At 51.9% G+C, this 20,663-nt stretch carries 20 protein-coding genes, 2 tRNA genes and 1 rRNA gene; 18 read left to right on the top strand and 5 right to left on the bottom strand.

Going from position 1 to position 20,663, the window contains the following annotated elements:
* Window positions 1-8 precede the first annotated feature (8 nt).
* The 3 genes from rrf (at window position 9) to ACO0LM_RS15195 (ending at window position 508) form a co-directional block, all read left to right on the top strand.
* Window positions 9-121 (top strand): 5S ribosomal RNA (rrf, locus tag ACO0LM_RS15205).
* 202 nt (window positions 122-323) lie between these two features.
* Window positions 324-399: transfer RNA gene (locus tag ACO0LM_RS15200), tRNA-Val, on the top strand.
* 32 nt (window positions 400-431) lie between these two features.
* Window positions 432-508: transfer RNA gene (locus ACO0LM_RS15195), tRNA-Asp, on the top strand.
* Between the two features lie 71 nt (window positions 509-579).
* Here the strand turns inward: ACO0LM_RS15195 and ACO0LM_RS15190 are convergent.
* Window positions 580-936 (bottom strand): hypothetical protein, encoded by a 357-nt coding sequence (locus ACO0LM_RS15190; protein ID WP_423038118.1) that lies wholly within the window; start codon window positions 934-936, stop codon window positions 580-582.
* A 343-nt stretch (window positions 937-1,279) separates the two neighbouring features.
* Window positions 1,280-2,188, bottom strand: coding sequence for a recombination-associated protein RdgC (locus ACO0LM_RS15185; protein ID WP_423038117.1), 909 nt, complete (start codon window positions 2,186-2,188; stop codon window positions 1,280-1,282).
* Between the two features lie 38 nt (window positions 2,189-2,226).
* Here ACO0LM_RS15185 and ACO0LM_RS15180 point away from each other — a divergent pair, with 38 nt between their 5' ends.
* The 7 genes from ACO0LM_RS15180 to ACO0LM_RS15150 all read left to right on the top strand — a co-directional run bounded on the left by ACO0LM_RS15180 (window position 2,227) and on the right by ACO0LM_RS15150 (window position 10,504).
* The gene (locus ACO0LM_RS15180) at window positions 2,227-2,880 is read left to right on the top strand and encodes a DUF6622 family protein (protein ID WP_423038125.1); all 654 of its coding nucleotides are present in this window, start codon (window positions 2,227-2,229) and stop codon (window positions 2,878-2,880) included.
* A 153-nt stretch (window positions 2,881-3,033) separates the two neighbouring features.
* Window positions 3,034-4,746, top strand: a complete 1,713-nt coding sequence (gene argS, locus ACO0LM_RS15175) for an arginine--tRNA ligase (protein ID WP_423038116.1) — start codon at window positions 3,034-3,036, stop codon at window positions 4,744-4,746.
* A gap of 40 nt (window positions 4,747-4,786) precedes the next feature.
* The gene (locus tag ACO0LM_RS15170; RefSeq protein ID WP_423038115.1) at window positions 4,787-5,428 is read left to right on the top strand and encodes an SPOR domain-containing protein; all 642 of its coding nucleotides are present in this window, start codon (window positions 4,787-4,789) and stop codon (window positions 5,426-5,428) included.
* Window positions 5,429-5,455: 27 nt separating this feature from the next.
* A complete protein-coding gene (locus ACO0LM_RS15165) occupies window positions 5,456-6,223 on the top strand; it encodes a thiol:disulfide interchange protein DsbA/DsbL (protein ID WP_423038114.1) in 768 nt (255 codons plus the stop codon).
* 43 nt (window positions 6,224-6,266) lie between these two features.
* Complete coding sequence (locus ACO0LM_RS15160; protein WP_423038113.1) at window positions 6,267-7,046, top strand: SDR family oxidoreductase; 780 nt, start codon at window positions 6,267-6,269, stop codon at window positions 7,044-7,046.
* Complete coding sequence (locus ACO0LM_RS15155; protein ID WP_423038112.1) at window positions 6,994-7,857, top strand: helical backbone metal receptor; 864 nt, start codon at window positions 6,994-6,996, stop codon at window positions 7,855-7,857. The genes ACO0LM_RS15160 and ACO0LM_RS15155 overlap by 53 nt, the downstream gene beginning before the upstream one ends.
* 247 nt (window positions 7,858-8,104) lie before the next feature.
* Entirely contained in the window at window positions 8,105-10,504 is a 2,400-nt protein-coding gene (locus tag ACO0LM_RS15150) for a TonB-dependent receptor plug domain-containing protein (RefSeq protein ID WP_423038111.1), read from the top strand.
* A 106-nt stretch (window positions 10,505-10,610) separates the two neighbouring features.
* On the opposite strand, the gene ACO0LM_RS15145 is transcribed toward ACO0LM_RS15150, so the two are convergent.
* A complete protein-coding gene (locus ACO0LM_RS15145) occupies window positions 10,611-11,504 on the bottom strand; it encodes a DMT family transporter (protein ID WP_423038110.1) in 894 nt (297 codons plus the stop codon).
* 77 nt (window positions 11,505-11,581) lie between these two features.
* Window positions 11,582-12,652 (bottom strand): aspartate-semialdehyde dehydrogenase, encoded by a 1,071-nt coding sequence (locus ACO0LM_RS15140; protein ID WP_423038124.1) that lies wholly within the window; start codon window positions 12,650-12,652, stop codon window positions 11,582-11,584.
* A 668-nt stretch (window positions 12,653-13,320) separates the two neighbouring features.
* Here ACO0LM_RS15140 and ACO0LM_RS15135 point away from each other — a divergent pair.
* The 7 genes from ACO0LM_RS15135 to ACO0LM_RS15105 all read left to right on the top strand — a co-directional run bounded on the left by ACO0LM_RS15135 (window position 13,321) and on the right by ACO0LM_RS15105 (window position 18,945).
* A complete protein-coding gene (locus ACO0LM_RS15135) occupies window positions 13,321-14,169 on the top strand; it encodes a hypothetical protein (protein WP_423038109.1) in 849 nt (282 codons plus the stop codon).
* A 227-nt stretch (window positions 14,170-14,396) separates the two neighbouring features.
* Window positions 14,397-15,653, top strand: a complete 1,257-nt coding sequence (locus tag ACO0LM_RS15130; protein ID WP_423038108.1) for a diguanylate cyclase domain-containing protein — start codon at window positions 14,397-14,399, stop codon at window positions 15,651-15,653.
* Between the two features lie 479 nt (window positions 15,654-16,132).
* Entirely contained in the window at window positions 16,133-16,954 is an 822-nt protein-coding gene (locus ACO0LM_RS15125; RefSeq protein WP_423038107.1) for a glutaminyl-peptide cyclotransferase, read from the top strand.
* Between the two features lie 14 nt (window positions 16,955-16,968).
* Window positions 16,969-17,481 carry a hypothetical protein gene (locus ACO0LM_RS15120; protein WP_423038106.1) on the top strand — a complete coding sequence of 171 codons (513 nt, stop codon included), beginning with the start codon at window positions 16,969-16,971 and terminating at the stop codon, window positions 17,479-17,481.
* Window positions 17,482-17,615: 134 nt separating this feature from the next.
* Complete coding sequence (locus ACO0LM_RS15115; protein ID WP_423038105.1) at window positions 17,616-18,038, top strand: VOC family protein; 423 nt, start codon at window positions 17,616-17,618, stop codon at window positions 18,036-18,038.
* 71 nt (window positions 18,039-18,109) lie between these two features.
* The gene (locus tag ACO0LM_RS15110; RefSeq protein ID WP_423038104.1) at window positions 18,110-18,457 is read left to right on the top strand and encodes a GFA family protein; all 348 of its coding nucleotides are present in this window, start codon (window positions 18,110-18,112) and stop codon (window positions 18,455-18,457) included.
* Window positions 18,458-18,471: 14 nt separating this feature from the next.
* Window positions 18,472-18,945 carry a nuclear transport factor 2 family protein gene (locus tag ACO0LM_RS15105; protein WP_423038103.1) on the top strand — a complete coding sequence of 158 codons (474 nt, stop codon included), beginning with the start codon at window positions 18,472-18,474 and terminating at the stop codon, window positions 18,943-18,945.
* A 38-nt stretch (window positions 18,946-18,983) separates the two neighbouring features.
* Here ACO0LM_RS15105 and ACO0LM_RS15100 read toward each other — a convergent pair whose 3' ends face one another.
* Window positions 18,984-20,057, bottom strand: coding sequence for an MBL fold metallo-hydrolase (locus ACO0LM_RS15100; protein WP_423038102.1), 1,074 nt, complete (start codon window positions 20,055-20,057; stop codon window positions 18,984-18,986).
* Between the two features lie 197 nt (window positions 20,058-20,254).
* Between ACO0LM_RS15100 and ACO0LM_RS15095 the strand changes: the two genes are divergently transcribed.
* Window positions 20,255-20,650 (top strand): MerR family transcriptional regulator, encoded by a 396-nt coding sequence (locus ACO0LM_RS15095; RefSeq protein WP_423038101.1) that lies wholly within the window; start codon window positions 20,255-20,257, stop codon window positions 20,648-20,650.
* Window positions 20,651-20,663 lie beyond the last annotated feature (13 nt).

Raw genomic sequence — 20,663 nt, 5'->3', positions numbered from 1 at the left:
AAGTTATGCCTGATGACCATAGCTAATCGGTACCACCCCTTCCCATCCCGAACAGGACCGTGAAACGATTACGCGCCAATGATAGTGCTGCAACCAGTGTGAAAGTAGGTTATTGTCAGGCTTGTATTCCGCAGACCCCCAGTTACTTAACGTGACTGGGGGTTTTGCTTTTAAGTGAGAATAGTCGATTTTGTAGGTGGTTTCGCAGATTTTAGTGAAATAGCCAGGAAAAAGACTAGACAAGAAGCCAGAATATGCAGTATAATTTTGCTTCTGTTGATGTGGTGACACACATTAATGTTTATCTGACTAGGCAAGAATATGGGTGCTTAGCTCAGTTGGTAGAGCGGCGCCCTTACAAGGCGTAGGTCGGGAGTTCGAGCCTCTCAGCACCCACCACAGATAAACAGCAGCAACGGTTAAGTAGTTTCGGAGTGGTAGTTCAGTTGGTTAGAATACCGGCCTGTCACGCCGGGGGTCGCGGGTTCGAGCCCCGTCCGCTCCGCCAGTTATAAAGAAAAAAGACAAGCGATGCTTGTCTTTTTTTTCGTCGGCATTTTTCTGTATTTCAGATTTCATTCATGCAGATTTACTCTGCAAATCCTTTGTCATCTCTAAAATCATTTTTTTGTAAAATTGATCTCGCTCATCTTTGGGACTGGAGTTTGTATCAATCATGCCTTGTACTGCATTTGAAACATTTTCAGAGCCAAATAACTGAACTCTTATATGCCAAAGTGCAAAATCTTTTGAAGCTTTGTCACTAGGTTCAATTGCAGCCTTGTGCAACGCATCCAGCAAACCAAGATAAGCATCTCTCATTTCCGTATATCGAATTTTTTGCCGTGCCGTATTTTTATTCAGAAAAAAATCGATAATAGACTTAATAACTGCTCCAAGGCCAAGTCCGCCAATCAGGGGTAATATCCAATCCATTTTTGTTCTCCACGTTATTACTATTCAATAGTTTTACAGCGGCTATAAATATTAAGTATGCTTGAAGTTAAAAGTTAAATTAACTGCAATTAATTGTAGTGTTTTTTTAAATCCGATAGTTAATACTCGGCCGAAGGAATGCCGAAATCTTCTTCATTGCACTTTACTGAGCATCTAATCATGTGATTCAAATCTCGCAACAGTGTATGTGGTGCATTTTCTCAGTATGACTCCGTGTCTCTGTGTTGAGAGGTCTTAAAATGCGCCATTAATGTCGCGTACAAAACAAAACCCCCGTCCAATTACTTGAACGGGGGTTTCCAGTATAAGAGGCGTCAGCTCATCACGCAGCCTGTGCGCTGTCCATCTCGCCATCCAGTGCAAATACCACATCACTAAGCAAGCTTGCCAGTTCTGCCGTCATCAGCACAAAGTCGGCATCAAAGCGTTCTTCTTCGTTGCTGCCCTTGTCCTTGCTTTCATCCAGTACATCCAGCGGTTTGATGCGCTTGATGGTCAGGGTATCGGTCAGGACGAAGCTGATCTTGTCATCCCAGGTCAATGCCAGTTTGGTGCACTGTTTGCCAGCACTGATATGTTTTTGTATATCGTCTGGTTCCAGTGTGTACCTGACATAGCGTACCGTGGCCTTGTCTTCGGTGGACGACTTCAGTTCGGTATCCTGGTCTATGGTGAAACCCTTGGGGGCTTCATTGCCGGCCAGCCAGCCTGTCATGGCGGCTTGTGGTGACGCTTTGGTACGCAAGCCTTCCAGAGGCAGCTTGTCGCAGCACTTCAGCAAGAGTTTGATGACTTCATCGGCCTTGGATGGGCTGGAGGCATCAATCACCAGCCAGCGGTTCACCGGGTCTATCCATACATTGGTATTGCGTTTGACGCCAAAGGCGCGCGGCAATAATTCTTCGGTAATGCGTTCTTTCAAGTCTTTCATGGCCTTGCGGCCAGGCGCAAAGCCTTGTTCTTCTTCGATTTCCAGCGCACGCGCCTTGGTCACCTGGTTAATCACGCTGGAAGGTAGTAATTTTTTTTCTGTTGCCAGCGAAATCAGGAATTGCTGATTAACACAATGAACCAGTTGATCGTCATTGCGCGGTGATGCCCAGCCCTGGCTTTGCATCTCATTCGATGCACATTGTGAAAAGGCGATGCGTGACAATTGGGTATGTAACTCCTCGGCAGTGATCTTCCAGGGAGCAGTAAGACGAAAAACTTGTAGATTCTTGAACCACATAGCGTATCCAGACGAAGAAAACCTAGCATTCTACACGCCTGAGTCCACACACTCACGACCAAAAATCCCCCTTTCGCGGCAAGAACCAGCTTTGCAATACTTCTTCCATCGCAGCAAAACAAACACCCGAAACGATACTTACCGCACTCAAGGAGATCATCATGTTGAACCAAATCATCAGCAACACACCAATTTACGTATGGGCAATTCTGGGTTTTCTGGCATTTCGTGGCATCAAGTCCAGCGTGGACAGGGAATTGAAAGTCAGGACTATCGTCATCATCCCTATCGTTATGCTGGCCTTGTCGGTCCAGGGTATCTTGTCCGGTTTCGGTGCCGATCCTGTAGTACTGGCAGCATGGCTGGCTACCATGTTGCTTGGTGCGGCGATCTCCTGGAGTCTGGTCAGTGACAAGAATGTACGTATCCTGGCAGACAAAGGCACCGTGTTCTACCGTGGTAGCTGGGCACCGCTGATCATGATGATGGCTATCTTTGTCATGAAATACATCGTCAATGTGGCTTTGCATGTGAATCCGGCTTTGCATACGAATATGCCGTTCGCTGTCATCAGCACTGCCTTGTTTGGTTTGTTTAACGGGTTGTTTCTGGGCAAAATGCTGCGTGTCCTGATCCTGTACAAACAAGCAATGTCCGTCAATTCCATCTTTACAAGCTCTGCCGCAGTTTAAAAAGCAATCGGATAGCAGGCGGCATAGTAGTAATTCGTAACAAGAAGATGCAAGATTAGCCGGTAGCATCTCGGACAGGGGGCAGGGGTAGACAGTATAATGTCCCCTGTCCTTATTTTATTTATTGTCAAAATACAATAAAAATTGCGTGCCATGCTAGCCGAACAAAAACAAGAATTACTGAAACTATTCCAGAATGCGGTTGAACCTCTATTGGTCGGTTCTGAACTTAATCCGACTATCTTGCTGGAACGTCCACGCGATCCTTCTCACGGGGATGCTGCTTGTAATATTGCCATGCAAATTGCCAAGCCCTTGCGCAAGAACCCGCGTGAACTGGCACAGGCGATTGTTGCAGCAGTAGAAGCGCAGCATCATCCTCTGGTCGCCAGTGTGGAAATCGCTGGTCCGGGCTTTATCAATGTCCGCATTGCTACGTCGGCCAAACAGGCAGTCGTCAAGACTGTCTTGCAGGAGGCAGCCGATTTTGGCAAAAGCCAGCGCGGTGCCGGTGAAAAAGTGGTGGTGGAATTTGTTTCTGCTAATCCTACGGGCCCGTTGCATGTAGGGCATGGCCGCCAGGGTGCATTGGGCGATGCTCTGGCTGCCCTGCTGGATGCCCAGGGTTATGCCGTCAGCCGCGAGTTTTACTATAACGATGCAGGTGTACAGATAGCCAATCTGGCCTTGTCGGTGCAAGCGCGCGCCAAGGGCTTTGCTCCCGGTGATGCTGGTTGGCCCGAGTCGGCCTATAACGGTGACTATATTGCCGATATCGCAAAAGACTTCCTGGCGAAACAGACCGTTTCTGCCGGTGACTGCGCGCCGGTCACGGCTAGTGGTGATGTGGAAGATGTTGAATCGATACGCCATTTCAGCGTAACTTATCTGCGTCGTGAGCAGGATGCCGATTTGCTGGCCTTTGGCGTCAAATTCGATAATTATTATCTTGAAACTTCGCTCTACAAAGAAAACAAGGTCGAGACGACAGTGGCTGCCCTGACGGCTGCTGGCAAGACCTATGAACTGGATGGTGCCCTGTGGTTGCGCACCACCGAGTATGGCGACGATAAAGATCGCGTCATGAAGAAGTCGGACGGTACTTATACCTACTTCGTACCGGACGTGGCTTACCATGTCACCAAATGGGAGCGCGGTTACCGCAAGGCCATCAATATCATGGGCAGTGACCATCATGGCACCACCGCCCGCGTGCGTGGAGGCTTGCAGGCTTTGCATGTCGGCATACCGCAAGGCTACCCTGACTACATCCTGCACAAGATGGTTACCGTCATGAAAGACGGTGCCGAAGTCAAGATTTCCAAACGGGCTGGTTCTTATGTCACCGTGCGTGACCTGATCGAATGGTCGGGTGGCGGTGATGAGCAGCGTGGCCGGGATGCCGTGCGTTTCTTCCTGATTTCGCGCAAGGCCGATACCGAATTTGTGTTTGATGTTGATGTTGCCCTGGCACGCTCGGATGAAAACCCGGTGTATTACGTACAGTATGCGCATGCGCGTATCTGCTCCGTATTGGCGCAATATGCGACAGAAGAAGCGGCTTTTGCGCCGCTCGCCAATGTCGATTTGTCACCATTGACAGCACCGCGCGAAGCCAGCCTGCTGGCCAAGCTGGCAGAATATCCGGAAGCACTGGAAAAAGCACTGGATGAACTTGGCCCGCACCAAATTGCGTTTTACCTGCGCGACCTGGCAGCTGAATTGCATAGCTATTACAATGCTGAGCGGGTTCTGGTGGATGATGAAGCGACCAAACTGGCCAGGTTGGCGTTAATGCTGGCAACACGCCAGGTATTGCGCAACGGGCTGGCCCTGATCGGCGTTTCAGCACCGAACAAGATGTAATTTTCCAGCTAACCCAAGCTAACAAACACGTCGGAGACGCATGAAAGCATATCGTAACGCCTCAGTACTGAAGCATGGCCAGCGCGGCAATACCCTGACTGGCATCATCGTCGGATTGGTCATTGGTCTGGCCATCGCTGTCGGGGTGGCCATGGTGATTACCAAGTCATCTACGCCATTCACCAACAAAGGTGGCAAATCGGACAAGGCGGACCTGCCCCTGGCGCAACTGCAAGATCCGAACAAGCCTTTGTATGGCAACAAGGATGCAGTGAAAGAAGCTGCCAAGGATCTTGTCAAAGACCCCAATGCACCAGCCAAGCCTGCCGATGCCGCCGTGCCACCGCCAGTCAAGCCCGCTGACGTCAAGCCAGAAGTGAAAACTGCGGCTGAAAAAGCGGCAGACAAGGCAGCGGATGCAGCCAAAGCGGATGGCAGCGATGAAAAATATATTTACTTTTTGCAGGTTGGTGCGTTTAAGGAACAGACCGCAGCCGAAAACAGCCGGGCCAAACTGGCTTTGATCGGTTTCGAGGCACGCATAGTAGAAAAAACATCGGATAGCGGCACCATGTATCACGTGCGCATAGGACCATTTGCTCAGCAAGAAACAATGAACCGTATGCGCGCTCGCCTGTCTGAGAATAGTGTCGATGTTGCCGTGGTACGTACTGTGAGATAAACCTGTAAAGGAAATATGATGTCATTGTTGAACCGAGTTTTTCGTTATGTGTTGCTGCTTGCCGGCATGAGTCTGATGGCGACTGCGGGCGCTTCCCCCACCATGCCACAAGCCAGTGTGGAATATCAGTTGCTCAAGCGCCCACAGCCGACTGAAACTGGCAAGAAAATTGAAGTCATCGAATTTTTCGGTTACTTTTGCCCGCACTGCAATGCGCTGGAACCCCTGATGGCTGAATGGGTGAAAAAACAGGGTGACAATATTGTCTTCAAACGCGTGCATGTGAATTTCCATGGACTGGTTCCGCAGCAAAAACTGTATTTCACCATGGAAGCCATGGGTAAGGCGGACGAATACCATATGAAGGCTTTCAATGCCTTCCACATTGACCACAACCGCCTGCAAAGCGATGCCGAAGTCATGGAGTTTGTGAGCAAATCCGGCCTCGACAAGCAAAAATTTGCCGATATCTATAGTTCTTTTTCCATCCAGAGCAAGTTGAACCGGGCGGCCCAACTGGCGGACGCTTATCAGGCAGATAGCGTGCCCTTCATTGCGATTGATGGTCGCTATACCACTTCGCCGGTGATGTCGGTAACCAGGATGCCACGGGTGACGGAAGAAGAACAAAACCGTTCGGTCTTGCAGGTGATGGATTTTCTGATTACGAAAATCCAGAAAGAAAGAAATGCTCCAGCCGCGGCGGCTGTTTCGGCGTCAACTGCCCCTGCTGCTGCAGCCGCAGCATCGACAGCGGCAGCAGCCCCGGCAAAAGCCCCCGCCAAGAAAAAATAAATAACAGAATCCGCCGTGCTGGCGGATTTTTTCATTGGACGCCATGAAAACTGTCTTTATTACCGGCGCTTCATCCGGCATAGGTGCTGCGCTGGCACTTGTCTATGCGCAGCAAGGGGCGACCCTGGCTTTGGTCGCCAGGCGCGGCGAAGCGCTGGAAGAATTACGTCAAAGTTTGCCGGACCCGGGCCGCCACCATATTTATGCTGTGGATGTGACGGACCATGCCGTCCTGGCGAAAGCCGCGACAGATTTCATGCAGGCGGTGGGGCAGGTGAATGTGGTGATTGCCAATGCCGGCATCTCAGTCGGCACCCTCAGTGAATATGCAGAAGACACCCAGGTATTTGACCGTGTCTTGCAAACCAACCTGATGGCGACGGTGGCAACATTTTCCCCATTTATCGGTGCCATGAAAAATTACGCCAGGCAGACCGACTGTCGCCTGGTGGGCATAGGCAGTGTCGCCGGCATACGTGGCTTGCCCGGAGCGGGTGCTTACTCTGCATCCAAGGCTGCCGTTATAAGCTATTGTGAATCCTTGCGGGTAGAGTTGCGGGACAGCGGCATACGTGTGGTCACCATTGCACCCGGTTATATCGATACCCCGATGACACGCGACAACCCCTATCCCATGCCTTTCCTGATGCCGGTACAGGCATTTTCGCGAGCAGCAGTAGCCGCAATCGATCGTGCTGATTCTTACCGCATCATTCCCTGGCAAATGGGCGTGGTCGCCAAGCTGATGCGCATCTTGCCCAACTGGCTGTATGACGCTGTTTTTGCCAGAGCACGCCGCAAGCCGCGTGCAGCCGGTGACTGACAGCGTGCAACTGCCTGCTTTGCTGGCGGATGCCATTGGTACCGTCCATACGCCCTGTACGACGACGCCACGCATCGTCAGCCTGGTGCCATCGATTACCGAATTGCTGTGTGACCTGGGCTTGTCATCCAGCCTGGTCGGACGCACCGGTTTTTGCATCCATCCTAAAGAATTGTTGGCATCCATTCCCAAGATAGGCGGCACCAAGGATGTGAATATCGACAAGATACGCAAACTGGCCCCCACGCATCTGATCGTCAATATCGATGAAAACGAAAAGCCGACGGTGGATGCCCTGGCCGAATTCGTGCCGCATATCGTCGTCACCCATCCACTGACACCGCGTGACAATCTGGCGTTATATCAGTTGCTGGGCAATATCTTTGCTGCCCAGGCCCAGGCATTGCAACTTTGTCAGCGTTTTGAAGAGGTGTATGCGACACTGCCTGTGTTATCGGCCCGGTCTGAACAGTCTGCCAGACGCCGGCTGGTGTATTGCATCTGGCAAGACCCGTGGATGACGGTTGGCCCTGTTACCTATATCTCAGCCATGCTGGCTTTGATAGGCTGGCAAACCTGGACGCCACCGCACAGCACCGCGCGTTACCCGGTTTTTCGCTGGAATGATGAGATGCTGCGCGAAATTGACGGCGTGCTGTTGTCCAGCGAACCCTATCGCTTTACCGACGCCCATGTGGATGCGCTGGAAAAACAGTTAGGCCTGCCAGTGCAACTGGTGGATGGCGAAATGCTGTCCTGGTACGGCAGCCGCGCCATAGCCGGCTTGCATTATCTGAAACAACTGGCCTGACAGATCAAATCGACTTGCTTGCGCTGCCTTGTAAGATCGTAAAGATTCTTACAACAAGGTAATGCAATTCAGCGCATTAGCAGCTTTTTCGCAATAGATACATATCATTTAAGCAAAAATGCCACACTGATCAGCACTTTGATTGACACTCCATTGTCATGACAACCATACTTCTGGGCATGCCAGTAAAGGTTTTTAACAATTCTTGGAGAAGTTCGTTATGAGTAAGATGCTTAAGGTGCTTAAGATGAAAAAAGCAGTTTTGCTTGCCCTGTATGGTGCAAGCGCCGCAGCCGTATTTATACCAGGCATGGCCGCAGCACAAACCACCGCTGCACCCGCAGCCACCCCAGCGACTGAGCCTGGCATGCAGACGGCAACCATCATCGGTTCGCGTCGTGTCAATTCCAGCGCCACGGAAACCCCTTTGCCTGTCGATTTTATTTCCATTTCAAAATCGGCCGAGCAGGGTGGTCAATTTGACCTGGCGCAGACACTGGCGAATATTTCCCCTTCCTTCAATTCCACCCGCCAGACCGGTGCCGACGGTGCCGATCTGGTGGATTCTGCTGCCCTGCGTGGCCTGGGTTCTGACCAGACGCTGGTGCTGGTGAATGGCAAGCGCCGGCATACGGTTGCGCTGGTGAATCTGTTTGGTGCCCGCAATCGCGGCAATACCGGCACCGACCTGAATGCCATCCCGGTGATGGCGATCAGCAATGTCCAGGTCTTGCGTGACGGTGCTGCTGCGCAATATGGTTCCGACGCGATTGCCGGTGTCATGGATATCAGCCTGAAGAAAAGCCTGGGCTGCGAAGCCAGTTTTGGTTACAGCCAGTATTCTGCCGGCGATGGTAAAAACTATCTGCCGTCCGCGTATTGCGGCATCGCCCTGGGTGAAAAAGGGGTGTTGGGCATTACGGTTGAATATACCGACCGTGGTCGTTCCAACCGCGCCGATCCGGGTAATCCGCGTACCATAGGCGATACCAAGGTGACCGGTCCTACCGTCTACCTGAACGGTGAAGTGCCTAACGGCGGCAGTGACAAACTGTACTTCACCCTGGGTACGCAACAGCGCAAGGCGTCTTCCGCCGCCTTTGCCCGCGGTGGCATAGGTTCTGACGATATCCCTTCCCGCAACTCTGCTGCCATGTATCCAAATGGTTTTGTGCCTTACATCAATGGCGACATCAATGATATCTACGGCACCATAGGCTATAAATGGGATATCGGCGAATGGCGCGCCGACCTGTCGCAGACCTATGGCTTCAATGAACTCAAGTACACCACCAGCAATACCCTGAATGCTTCCATCGCCAACAAGGATTTGCTGGCCGGTGGCAAGGGTATCAGCCCGAATCGTTTTGATGCTGGTGGCTTCTCATTTTCACAAGCGACCACCAACCTGGATTTCAGCCGTTTCTTCGATGGTTTCATGAATGGCGTCAACGTCGCATTTGGTGCGGAATACCGCCGTGAAAATTACAAGATTTTTGCCGGTGAAGCCGGCTCTTACAATGATGTCGACGGTGTCGGGTTTGGTGGCAATGCCGGTAGCCAGGGCTTCCCCGGCTTCCAGCCAAGTGATCGTACCGACAAGAACAGAAACAGCATCGCTGCCTATGTTGATGTGGAAACCGATGTGACTAATCGCTTTAAAGTGCAGACTGCCATGCGGGGTGAACGTTACAGCGATTTCGGTTCCACCCTGACGGGCAAACTGGCGGCCAGCTACAAGGTATCCGATGCAGTGTTGATGCGCGGTTCTTTGAGCACCGGTTTCCGTGCACCGTCCTTGCAGCAGGTGTATTTCTCCTCCACCTTCACCGACTTCATCAGCGGCAAGCCCATGGATGTGGTGCTGGCACCGAATGGTGGTGCGATTGCCAATGCTGCTGGCATACCGAAACTCAAGGATGAAACTTCCAAGAACTACACCTTTGGCCTGACCTACAAACCAAGCAGTACCTTCTCGATGACGGCGGATCTGTACCGCATTGATATTGCGGACCGCATTGTCTTGTCAGGCCGTTTTGATGCAGACAATTACCCGGCACTGGGTACCACGCTGTCGGCGCTGGGTGTGGGGCAGGCACAGTTTTTCGTGAATTCCGTCAACACCAAGACCCAGGGCCTGGATCTGACGGCATCGCATAAAACCAGCCTGGGTAGTGGCAGGCTGTCGACTTATCTGGGTTTGAATTACAGCAAGACAGAAGTCACCAAGGTACAGGCACCACCATCCCTGCGCGGCTATGAAGATGTCTTGTTATCCGAACGTGAACGTCTGTTCATCGAACAGGGCGGCCCAAGGATGAAAGCCACACTTGCCTTCAATTATGACCAGGGCCCATGGGCAAGCGAGTTCAAAGTCATCCATTACGGTTCACAAACCCTGGGCACCTTCTCGGGCACGGCGGCCGGTGTTCCAAATGCTTACTATGAACCGAAAACGTCGGCTGACCTGTCCCTGACCTATGCCTTCAATGACACCACCAAGCTGACTATCGGTGGCAATAATGTGTTCAATGTCAAACCTACACGCCAGGACCCGAACGAAACGGACAATGGTTTTTACTATGACAGCGTACAGTTTGGTCTGGGTGGCGCGTCTTACTTCATCAAGCTGTGGAAGAAATTCTGATAGAAGTTTTTTCGGGGTGAGGGATTTACCTCTCTAAAAAACCGGTCTGCGAATGGCCGGTTTTTTTTATTTTCTTGCCAGGAAGGTAGGATTTAATCCTGGCAATTCAGGTCTTGTTAGTCAGCGTCACCCCGGCGATGACCAGCAGGCCGCCTATGATCATGGATGTCAGTATGGGCTCACCCAGGATCAGTGCCCCCAGACTGATGCCGAATACAGGCACGAGATTATTGAAGACAGCGGTACGGGCCGGCCCTATGCTTTTGACGCCTTCGTAATACCAGACGAAGCCGATGACTGTACCAAAAGCACCCAGATACACCAGCGCGGCGATAACCTGCAGGCTCATGTGAGACGGCTCAAAGCGTGGTATTTCCAGCACCGCACCTATGCCCAGCAACAACAGGCCCCAAAGTGAGGCATAGGTGGTGGCAGCAATCGGCGACAGGCCTTTCAGCGCATGCCTGCCTATGATGGTGTAGGCTGCCCAGCCACAAATCGCCGTCAGCATGAAGAGTTCACCCTTGCCGACGGATTGCGACAAATCATGTGCGGCCCCCAGCAAATCACCACGGGTGATCACCACAGCCGCACCGGCAAAGGCAATCAGGATACCCAGCCAGCGTATCTTGCTCAGCCTTTCCCCAAACAGCGTGGCCAGTGCCAGTGCGGTGACGATAGGGTTCAGGGCTACAAACAGCGCCGTGCGGCCAGCGGGCATGCGCTCCAGCGCGGCAAAAAAACACAGGTTATACAAAAAAATACCGGTAGCGCCCAGGGAAAACGTGGCATGCATCTGTTGCCGCGTCAGTTTCGGCAAGCCACCTTCCAGCCGCCACGCCAGCAGTAGCAACAGGATGCTGGCCACGGCAAACCGGATGAAGGCTGCAATCATGTGCGGAATCTCCTTGGCGACCAGACGCCCGGCAATGAAAGTGCCGCCCCAGAACAGGGCAACACAAACGAGTTTCAGGTAAGTGGTGACGAGAGCTTTGTTCACGATGGTGTAGCTTGTGCAAAAGCCTGTTAGCCTACACCAAAATAATGTCCCTGGTTTTTCAACTGCCTTTCAGCGATCTAATTAACTTTTGTTTTGTGTTTTGCTTTGTGCTTTGCTTTGTGAACACTGTGCAAACCTTGTTCGTAGAGAATTTCTGCAATCTGGATAGCATTCAGAGCGGCGCCCTTGCGCAGGTTGTCTGCGCTGACGAACAGGGCGAGGCCATGTTCTACCGTGGGATCGCGCCGTATCCGTCCCACGAATACAGGGTCGCGCCCAGTTGCCATCAAAGGATTGGGCACTTCAGTGACGACTACACCAGGAGCGCTGTGCAATAACTCAAGCGCCGAATCTGCAGAGATATTCTTCTCAAATTCAGCATTGATGGAAAGTGAGTGCCCGGTGAATACTGGCACACGTACACAGGTGCAAGATACATTTAATTCTGGAATGCCAAGAATCTTGCGGCTTTCATTACGGAGCTTGATCTCTTCTTCGGTGTAGCCATCTTCGACAAGCTGATAGTTGTAGGGGACGACATTAAATGCAATCGGAACCAGCCATTTCTTTGGCGCGGAGAAGTCTATACCAGCACCATCATTGACCAGCCTGGTGCAGTCATCACTTGCTTTTTGTATTTGGCTAGCCAACTCCTCCACCCCGGCCACACCTCCGCCCGAAACGGCCTGATAAGTGCTGACGATCAAACGCCGCAAGCACGCCAAATCATGCAGTGGTTTCAGCACAGGCATTGCCGCCATGGTGGTGCAGTTTGGATTCGCGATGATGCCTTTGGGGATTTTTTCGAGATCGTGGGGATTGACTTCTGCAACCACCAACGGCACCGCAGGGTCCATCCGCCATGCTGACGAATTGTCGATCACGATGGCACCTGCAGCAGCGACCACTGGTGCCAGCCGCAATGCGGTTTCTCCTCCAGCCGAGAAAAAGACCACATCCAGGCCGGAGTAGTCGGCCGTCGCCGCATCTTCGACGATGATCCGGGTATCTTTCCAGGCCAGAAATTTTCCGGCAGAACGCGCAGACGCAAACAAACGCAGCGAGCTCACCGGGAAATTGCGTTCTTCAAGCAGGCTAAGCATGAATTCACCCACCAGGCCTGTTGCCCCGACTATACCCACATGCATACCGTCCGGGTAACGCTGTAAGGACGATGCAGAACCTGTCTGTCGTGGCGGAGTGCTAGTGGAATGTTGATAAGCTTGATTGCCAGAATGTGATGCCATGTAAATCTCCTTAAAATTTAACCAGGAGACAGGCATCAATCAATATGAACCCGCCTCGTAGGCGGGTTGCAGAAAAAATGAAAAAGCGCTAACCCACCGTAGATGTGATGGTGGTGGTAATGCTCAACGGGGATGTCAATGTCAATGCGCTTTTCATGAATTGATGGTATCAGGCCTAGTCGCATGGATCAAGCCACATGCTTTGTATTTTTATAGGACTTACGCAAAACCACCCCCAAAGCGTTGCAGCTCCTTGCTGGGACAATTTTGTGTAAGTCCTATTTTATTTATTTAAATTACATTTTTGATGCATCACGGGGTTTAAATCACTATTTAAGCGCCTGTTTTCATTCCTGTTGCGTATCAAACGTGTATTAAACGTGCATCAAACATACAGAAATGAAGGTGCAGCCCATGCCGGCCCTGTTTAAAAGCAGGAATTGAGGGTGAGATCTGCCTCTTTTATACGCATCCTGTGGCGGTTTTCTTTGTTATTTTTAAGCTCGTGGTAATTGGAAGATAAAAACAGCGAAACCGCTGTGCTCAGACTGGAATCCCAAGGGGGGTATATGAATGATCTTATGAGTTTAAAAGCGTTTTTCGGTGATGTGCAGGAACTGCAAAACAAGTGGAAATCCAAAATCAGTGATGCAGAAAACAGTGCCGACAAATTCAAGGCGGCTTTTCAGGCGGCGGTTAAACCAGAGACCAAAGACACGGTCGTATCGGCGCTGAAAGAAGCAGTGTCTGGCGAGAGTACTGGTACGGCTTCTGACCTGGCGGGCCAGATACAGGCAACGCTGGCGGCCTTGCAGCAGCAATTGCAAAACAAGATTACGCCGGCACCGGCACGGGCGGCATCAGCGACCAGTGATGCCGTCAGCAGCGTTGCTGCCAGCTCGACCGCTGCGGCCAGCACTACAGCCGCAGCTACCACAGTCACCGCTGCCACCGCTGCCACCAATGCGGCATCCACGTCGGCCAAGGCAACTGCAGCAACGCCGCCAGCAGCGGCACCGGCCGCCGCCATCAATACTACGCATGCACCGTACCGCGTGTACGATCCGACGAATCCTTCTGCCTTTGTGGAAGCAAGCAATCCAGGCGGTGGCCCTAACTTGCTGGCGTCCGACCTGGTATTCAACCCGGACCCGCGTCCTGATTCACCACTGTCGGTGGCCTTGCCTACCGCAGCTTATGGTTCGGCAGCATGGACGGTGCAGATACAAGCCTACGAGACTGCCTACGAAAAACTGGGCGCTGACAATGCTGTCTGGAACCAGAAGAATATGGAAATGCGCAAACAGACTTTGCTGGCTTCACCCTACGCCGCTTTCGCTGGCTACCAGGGACCGAATGCCGCCGCAGCGGCTGACCCGTATAATCTGGCTTCTGCTGCCAGCAGGGCTGCGGTCTGATGCCTTGAATTGGTCAGATGCCTGCGCTGATTGTGGCGCGGGCAGTTTTCATCGCTCTTGCTATTTCGCTTGCTATTGCGCTTACCCATGCTGGCACGGTAATGTTATTTTCAAAATGACAGCATTCTTGCTGGTGGATGCAACACATTTCCTTCCCAACTGCAAGAAACTGCAAACTACCTGTCTTTTCTACTTTTTCCTGATCTATTCTGGGAGAATGAGTAGGTATGGATAGACTGGGTGCGCTTATGAGTTTCCGTGTCAAATTCAATCTGGTGTTGTTGCTCACTTTCGCTTTGGCGTTAGTGACGGCTACCGTGTATTACAAACATGAGGTACAAAAATCGACGCTGGAAGAAGTAAAGCACGAGGCGACGCTCGCTTTGCGTGCCGCATTTGCAGTGCGGTCATTTTCTTCCAAGCACATCAGCCCCAATTTTGATCAGTTACCACCAGACGAATTCAGGGCAGGGGGGATACCCTCTTTTGCCTCAACTGAAACCTTGCGTATCCTGTTTGAATCATACCCGGGCTATCACTACAAAGAGGCCGTGCTGAATCCTCTCAATTTGGCAAATGTGCCGCAAGAAGCCTGGCTGAAAGAGGTCATAGAGAAATATCGCGACGGCAGTATCCCGTATACCGATGATAATGCGGCAGTACATATTCGGGATCAGACGCTGCACCTGCTGCGGCCAATTCAAATCCAGGAGGCATCCTGCATGGCTTGTCATGGTCGTGTGCAAGACGCGCCGCCAGCCATGGTCAATATCTATGGCAGCAGCCACGGGTATGGCTGGAAGCTCAATGATATCGTTGGTGTGCAGATCGTTACCATCCCTCTCGAGCGCTCAAATGAACGTAGTGCTGCTGCGTTCAGGAATTTTTTATGGCCGTTGGTGGGCGTCTTCGTCCTGTTGTTTATTACCCTCAACATTCTGTTGCAATATTGGGTGCTCAATCCGCTGAGTCTGCAAAATGTGACGCTGAACCGGCTGGCAAGTACCGATGCGCTAACAGGTCTGATGAATCGTCGCGCTTTCATGGACAGTTTCCAGATGGAGCTGGACGCAGCACGTTATCATGGGACACCTTTGATACTCCTGGTATTTGACCTTGACCATTTCAAGGCAATCAATGACACCCATGGTCATGCCCAGGGAGACATGGTCTTGCGTACTACAGCTACCACGATCAGTCAGGCACTACGTTCCGTCGATCATCTGGCGCGCATAGGCGGCGAAGAATTTGCTTTGCTGTTACCTGCCACCACGCTGGCTGCTGCGAAATTGGTGGCTGATAATTTACGTCGACGGATGGAGCAGCAAGTGACAGAAAACCCGCCTGCAGTGACAGGCAGTTTTGGTCTGGCACAGTGGGATGGCAAGGAAACAAGGGAGCATTTGCTCAAGCGCGCCGACGATGCCACCTATGCTGCCAAGGCTGCCGGGCGCAATTGCGTGATGGTGGCGACAGCCTCGTAAAAAAATTTGATTAATTCTCGTGAAGCCGGAATAAAACGGCGCTGCCTGAGGTTGATCCCTTTGTAAGCTCCGTGAGCCAGTTGACTGTAACAGTTCACCAGTTAGACGGAAAATTTGGCTATGCCATGTCTGGCAGTATCAGCAAAACAGAATTGGCGCGCATTGCCAGCCCTGTCTACGAGCAACTGGATAAACCATCCTGGCCCGCTCTCAATGACAGGGGACTTATTTGTCACGTTAAGTAAAACTGGGTGACAGGTCCACAAAAAATATCTATTCTTTCCCGTTTGACGCCGGACAATCTTGTACCCGATCTTAAAACGTGTTTACGATCTGTAGCGAGCGAGCGTCAGCGGGGTGAAGAGCAGCGCAAAAAGCGGAATGTACATTAAGTACATGAGCATTTTGAGCAGCACATGAGCCCCGATCACGTCCGCGTAGTAAGATCGTAAACAGGTTTTTACATCCAGGATAGACGCATGACACATAGCAAGATGCCCCACCATTCATTCCGCAACCTGCTGGCCGGGATGGTCGTGTGTTGCATGGCAGTTTGCCTGCCAGCCAGGGCGGCCACGGCGACGTCGGCTATCACATCCGCCTTGCCCACCTATGGTTATCAGGTAGTGAACAGCTATCCGCATGACGCCAATGCCTTCACCCAGGGCCTGTTTTACAAGGATGGCTTTTTGTATGAGAGCACTGGTTTGCAGGGGCATTCATCGGTACGCAAGGTGAAACTGGAAACCGGTGAAGTGGTGCAAAAGATCGACTTGCCCAAGCAAATTTTTGGTGAAGGCATTACTTACTGGGATAACCGCCTGATCGGCATTACCTGGACATCGCAGGCGGGCTATGTACTGGACCTGAACAGCTTTGCCTTTCAAAAGGAATTTACCTACAAGGGTGAAGGCTGGGGGCTGGCGCGCAATGACAGTGAAATCATCATGAGCGATGGCACGGCAGAATTGCGCTTCCTGAACCCCGAAACCCTGGCCGAGGTACGCAGGATCAAGGTGACGGCTCGTGGCAAACCGGTCGATCAGTTGAATGAGCTGGAATGGGTCAAGGGCGAAGTGTTCGCCAATATCTGGCAAACCGACAAGATCGCCCGCATAGATCCCAAGTCCGGCAATGTGACTGCCTGGATAGACCTCAGCGGTCTGTTACCCATACGTGAGCGCATGATGAGCAATCCTGACGTGCTTAACGGCATCGCCTACGACGCCGCACATGACCGGCTGTTTGTGACCGGCAAGCTGTGGCCGCGGATTTATGAAATCCGTCTGGTCAAACGTTAATACAGATAGCTACCATGAAAAAATTCTTGTATCAGACAGTGTTGTTTGGCGCATTGCTGGGCGCACTTTCGTCTTCCAGTCTGGCGGCTGAATCTGCGCTGGAAAAGCACCTTGTCAACGCTCTTTCGATCAAAAACAATGGCCCGGAAAGACTGGCGAAATCCGGACCAGTGATTGTCGCTTACAAGCGTGCGGGCATACTGAGTAAACAGGCTGACGCGCGCGCTGATTATGTCGATTTTTATCTCTTGCGCAAACCAGCCAGTTTCTTGGGACATCCACTGGTTTTGCTGGAAGAAGAATACATGGATACCTATGTCGGCTGTTGTGTCAGCCCTGGCCTGGGCCTGGTGGTACAGGTCAATGGCGACACCAGGACCATGCAGGATTTTGCGGAAAAGAATGCCTGTACTTTGACCCCGCATGCGGATGTGATCGGCACCTTGAAGACCTATGGCATCAGGAATAAATTACCCAAAGTCGATTATGCGACACTCAGTTGCCGTGAAAGGGATGCGCAAAAGTAATACGGACACATAAGCAGATTGCGTATATGCTTGCAGTAACTTGCTTTTTTGTATATAAAGTGAGTTCTTGTGGCAATCAGTTTTCAGACAAGTCTCAACGCATGTCCCCCAACGCATGTCTTCAGGAGCGCAGCATGTCCCCGTCTTATCGCACCCCCTCCGATATCCATCCCAGCCTGATTTATGATGATGCGCCTGCCGCCATAGACTGGCTGGTGCGGGCTTTTGGCTTTACCTGCCGTTTTGTCGTGCCGGGGGAAGGTAATCGCATAGAACATTCCGAATTGAGCCTGGGCACAGGCGTGATCATGATCAGTTCTCCCAAGGCAGAAACCCACCATGTCAGCCCCCGGTCTTTGACCGGTATTTCGCAGGCGCTGAGTGTGTATGTGGCTGACCCGGATGCCCATCACGCGGTGGCCATTGCTGCCGGCGCCAAACTGGTACGTCCCTTGCAAACGGAAGAGTATGGCGCGCGCGGTTATATGGTGCTCGACCCGGAAGGCCATCTCTGGTATTTCGGCGATTATCGTCCTGGTGAATACTGGCAAAGCTAAACCAGATGGGCTGAACTGGCCCACTGTTTTCTTGCTATGAACCACTTTTTCTCATTTTGGGGGGCTTGTATATGATGCATAAAGGTAGCTGCCATTGCGGCAAAATCGCATTTGAAGTAGAAGGCGAGATAGAAAGTGCACTCGCCTGCAATTGTTCCATCTGTCAGCGCAAGGGTTCATTGCTGTGGTTTGTGCCGCGTGATCATTTACACTTGACTACACCTGAAGATGCAGCCAGTACTTACGATTTCAATAAGCATGTGATACATCATAAATTTTGCCCTACCTGCGGCATGCATCCCTATGCTGAAGGCGTAGACCCCAAAGGCAATCGCGTGGCAGCCATCAACATCCGCTGCCTGGAAGATATTGATCTGGCGGCTATACCTGTGCATCAATATGATGGCCGCGCTTTATAAGAGAATTGAAACTGATGATGAAAAAATACCTGGGCCAGCTTTGGGCGTTGTTGGCTATTGTCAGTCTGTGTTCGCTGCCTGTTTATGCGGCTGATCCGGTAGATCAAAACCGCGCCGCAGTGGTAGCCGAACTGAAGCGGCTGTCGGATGCCTGGGATCAGGCCATAATACGCAAGGACAGAGCCGCAATTGAATCCAATATGACGGAAGATTTCCGTCAGATCGATGGCAGTGGTAATATCGAAACCAAGACCAGTTTCGTCGATGGATTAGTGTCAGACAAACTGGTGCTGGATCCCTATACAGTTGAAGATTTTGAAGTGCGCCTGTACGACAATGTCGCCCTGCTCAGTGGCCGTACCCAGATGACCGGGCGTTATGATGGCAAGCCTTTCAAATCGCATTACCGCTATATCGACATCTATATCAAGCGCAATGGCAAATGGAAAATAGTCAGCGTGCAAATCAGCAAAATCCCTCAGCCATAAGCAGGTAAGCCAATGTTGGGGGCAGTACACATCAAGAATTATTTCACCACAAAACGCATGACCCCGTCACTGCCCTGTTCCCGGTGCAAGATACCGTCATACCAGAGCTTGTGCAAATGCGCCAGCGCTTCGCCTATGGCAAAAGTCAGTTGATGGGCATCCAGCGGGCGACGGAACATGATGGGGACGATGCCCATGGCGGATTGTGCTGTCGCACAGGCCGCCTTGACTTCTTCCAGTCGCTCGGCATGATGGTCTTGCAATTGCTGTACGCGCGTGTGCAGGCCCTTGAAGGGTTTGCCATGCGACGGCAGGATCAGTACATCTTCCGGCAGCGGCAGGTATTTTTGCAGTGAATCCAGGTATTGCTGTACTGGATTGGCTTCCGGTTCTATCGCAAACACCGAGACATTGGTGGAAATGCGCGGCAGCAGCATGTCGCCGGAGATCAGGATATTCAATTCGGCGCAATACAGCGAAGCATGTTCGGGTGAATGACCAAAGCCGCAGATGATTTGCCAGTGGCGCTGATGGATGATGACAGCCATGCCTTCCTGCAGGCGGTGGTAGGCGGTCGGTACGGTCGGTACCAGCCGGGTGTAATGGTTCTTTCTTTCCTGTATCTGTTCTTGCATGGCGGTATCGACCAGGCCATGTTTGCGAAAATGCGGGAACATCGCCGTACCATCCGCACCGGGCAGGCTGGCCGACATCATGCGGGCAAACGCATATTCGCCCGCTGTCATCCACAGTTGTGCATTCCAGCGGCTGCACAGCCAGTCGGCCAGTCCTATATGGTCGGGGTGGCAGTGGGTGGCGATGACGCGAACGATGGGCAGGCCACGCAGGTGGTTGTTCAGGTCACCAAACAGGATTTCCCAGGCATCCCGCGTGGCATCACTGGCGATGCCGCAATCGATGGCGGTCCAGCCATGTACCGGTCCCTGTCCGGTGTCAATTTCATCTTCCAGCAGCCATAGATTGATATGGTTCAGCGCAAATGGCAGGCCCATGCGTATCCACAGTACCCCCGGGGCGATTTCCATAGTTTTGGCGGTGTCTGGCAGGGTTTCGCCAAAAGGATAGTGCAGTTGCTGTTCCAGTAAGTTCATGGCCTGACCTGTCTCTGTTGTTATTGTGAGCGCATGAGCATCTCTGTGGTTGCTCAGTTCTAATATTATGCGCGACTCCAGAAGCGCTGGAATAGCCTACAATGCGATTTAAAAATATTTGACGTTAACGTAAACTGTAGTTAACGACAAATTGTAATCAGAAAATCTTTTCTGTGTTTTTTCAACAGACTTTGACCATGGCCACTTACACTATTACCGACCTTGCCCGTGAATTTGACATTACGCCGCGTGCGATACGATTTTATGAAGACCAGGGTTTGCTTAGCCCCAGCCGCGAAGGGCCAGGTGGGCGCAATCGCATCTATACCGCGCGTGAACGCACCCATCTGAAACTGACCCTGCGTGGCAAACGCCTGGGCCTGAGCCTGTCGGACATCAAAAGCCTGGTCGATATGTACCGCTCCCCCAAGGATACCGAGGTACAGCTACAGAGCTTTCTGGTGGTGCTGGCCAGGCACAGGGCAGCGCTGGAGCAGCAGCGCGAAGACATAGAAGTCATGCTGGCAGAAATCAGCGCGCATGAAGAAGAAAGCCGCAACCTGTTGGTGCAGACCGCGACCCGGCCGACATAGTGTTGACTGACGT

Origin of the sequence: Undibacterium sp. Di26W, assembly GCF_049340265.1 — a bacterium.
Taxonomy (GTDB): Bacteria; Pseudomonadota; Gammaproteobacteria; order Burkholderiales; family Burkholderiaceae_D; genus Undibacterium.
The sequence above is the reverse complement of the archived record's forward strand: the minus strand, read 5'-3'. Positions and strand labels throughout refer to the sequence as shown.

Excerpts from the sequence above, each read along its gene's own strand:
- ACO0LM_RS15190 (WP_423038118.1), bottom strand. The coding sequence starts at position 936 with ATGGATTGGATATTACCCCTGATTGGCGGACTTGGCCTTGGAGCAGTT.
- ACO0LM_RS15185 (WP_423038117.1), bottom strand. The coding sequence starts at position 2,188 with ATGTGGTTCAAGAATCTACAAGTTTTTCGTCTTACTGCTCCCTGGAAG.
- argS (WP_423038116.1), top strand. The coding sequence starts at position 3,034 with ATGCTAGCCGAACAAAAACAAGAATTACTGAAACTATTCCAGAATGCG.
- ACO0LM_RS15170 (WP_423038115.1), top strand. The coding sequence starts at position 4,787 with ATGAAAGCATATCGTAACGCCTCAGTACTGAAGCATGGCCAGCGCGGC.
- ACO0LM_RS15160 (WP_423038113.1), top strand. The coding sequence starts at position 6,267 with ATGAAAACTGTCTTTATTACCGGCGCTTCATCCGGCATAGGTGCTGCG.
- ACO0LM_RS15155 (WP_423038112.1), top strand. The coding sequence starts at position 6,994 with ATGACGCTGTTTTTGCCAGAGCACGCCGCAAGCCGCGTGCAGCCGGTG.
- ACO0LM_RS15150 (WP_423038111.1), top strand. The coding sequence starts at position 8,105 with ATGAAAAAAGCAGTTTTGCTTGCCCTGTATGGTGCAAGCGCCGCAGCC.
- ACO0LM_RS15140 (WP_423038124.1), bottom strand. The coding sequence starts at position 12,652 with ATGCATGTGGGTATAGTCGGGGCAACAGGCCTGGTGGGTGAATTCATG.
- ACO0LM_RS15135 (WP_423038109.1), top strand. The coding sequence starts at position 13,321 with ATGAATGATCTTATGAGTTTAAAAGCGTTTTTCGGTGATGTGCAGGAA.
- ACO0LM_RS15130 (WP_423038108.1), top strand. The coding sequence starts at position 14,397 with ATGGATAGACTGGGTGCGCTTATGAGTTTCCGTGTCAAATTCAATCTG.
- ACO0LM_RS15125 (WP_423038107.1), top strand. The coding sequence starts at position 16,133 with ATGACACATAGCAAGATGCCCCACCATTCATTCCGCAACCTGCTGGCC.
- ACO0LM_RS15120 (WP_423038106.1), top strand. The coding sequence starts at position 16,969 with ATGAAAAAATTCTTGTATCAGACAGTGTTGTTTGGCGCATTGCTGGGC.
- ACO0LM_RS15115 (WP_423038105.1), top strand. The coding sequence starts at position 17,616 with ATGTCCCCGTCTTATCGCACCCCCTCCGATATCCATCCCAGCCTGATT.
- ACO0LM_RS15110 (WP_423038104.1), top strand. The coding sequence starts at position 18,110 with ATGATGCATAAAGGTAGCTGCCATTGCGGCAAAATCGCATTTGAAGTA.
- ACO0LM_RS15105 (WP_423038103.1), top strand. The coding sequence starts at position 18,472 with ATGATGAAAAAATACCTGGGCCAGCTTTGGGCGTTGTTGGCTATTGTC.
- ACO0LM_RS15100 (WP_423038102.1), bottom strand. The coding sequence starts at position 20,057 with ATGAACTTACTGGAACAGCAACTGCACTATCCTTTTGGCGAAACCCTG.
- ACO0LM_RS15095 (WP_423038101.1), top strand. The coding sequence starts at position 20,255 with ATGGCCACTTACACTATTACCGACCTTGCCCGTGAATTTGACATTACG.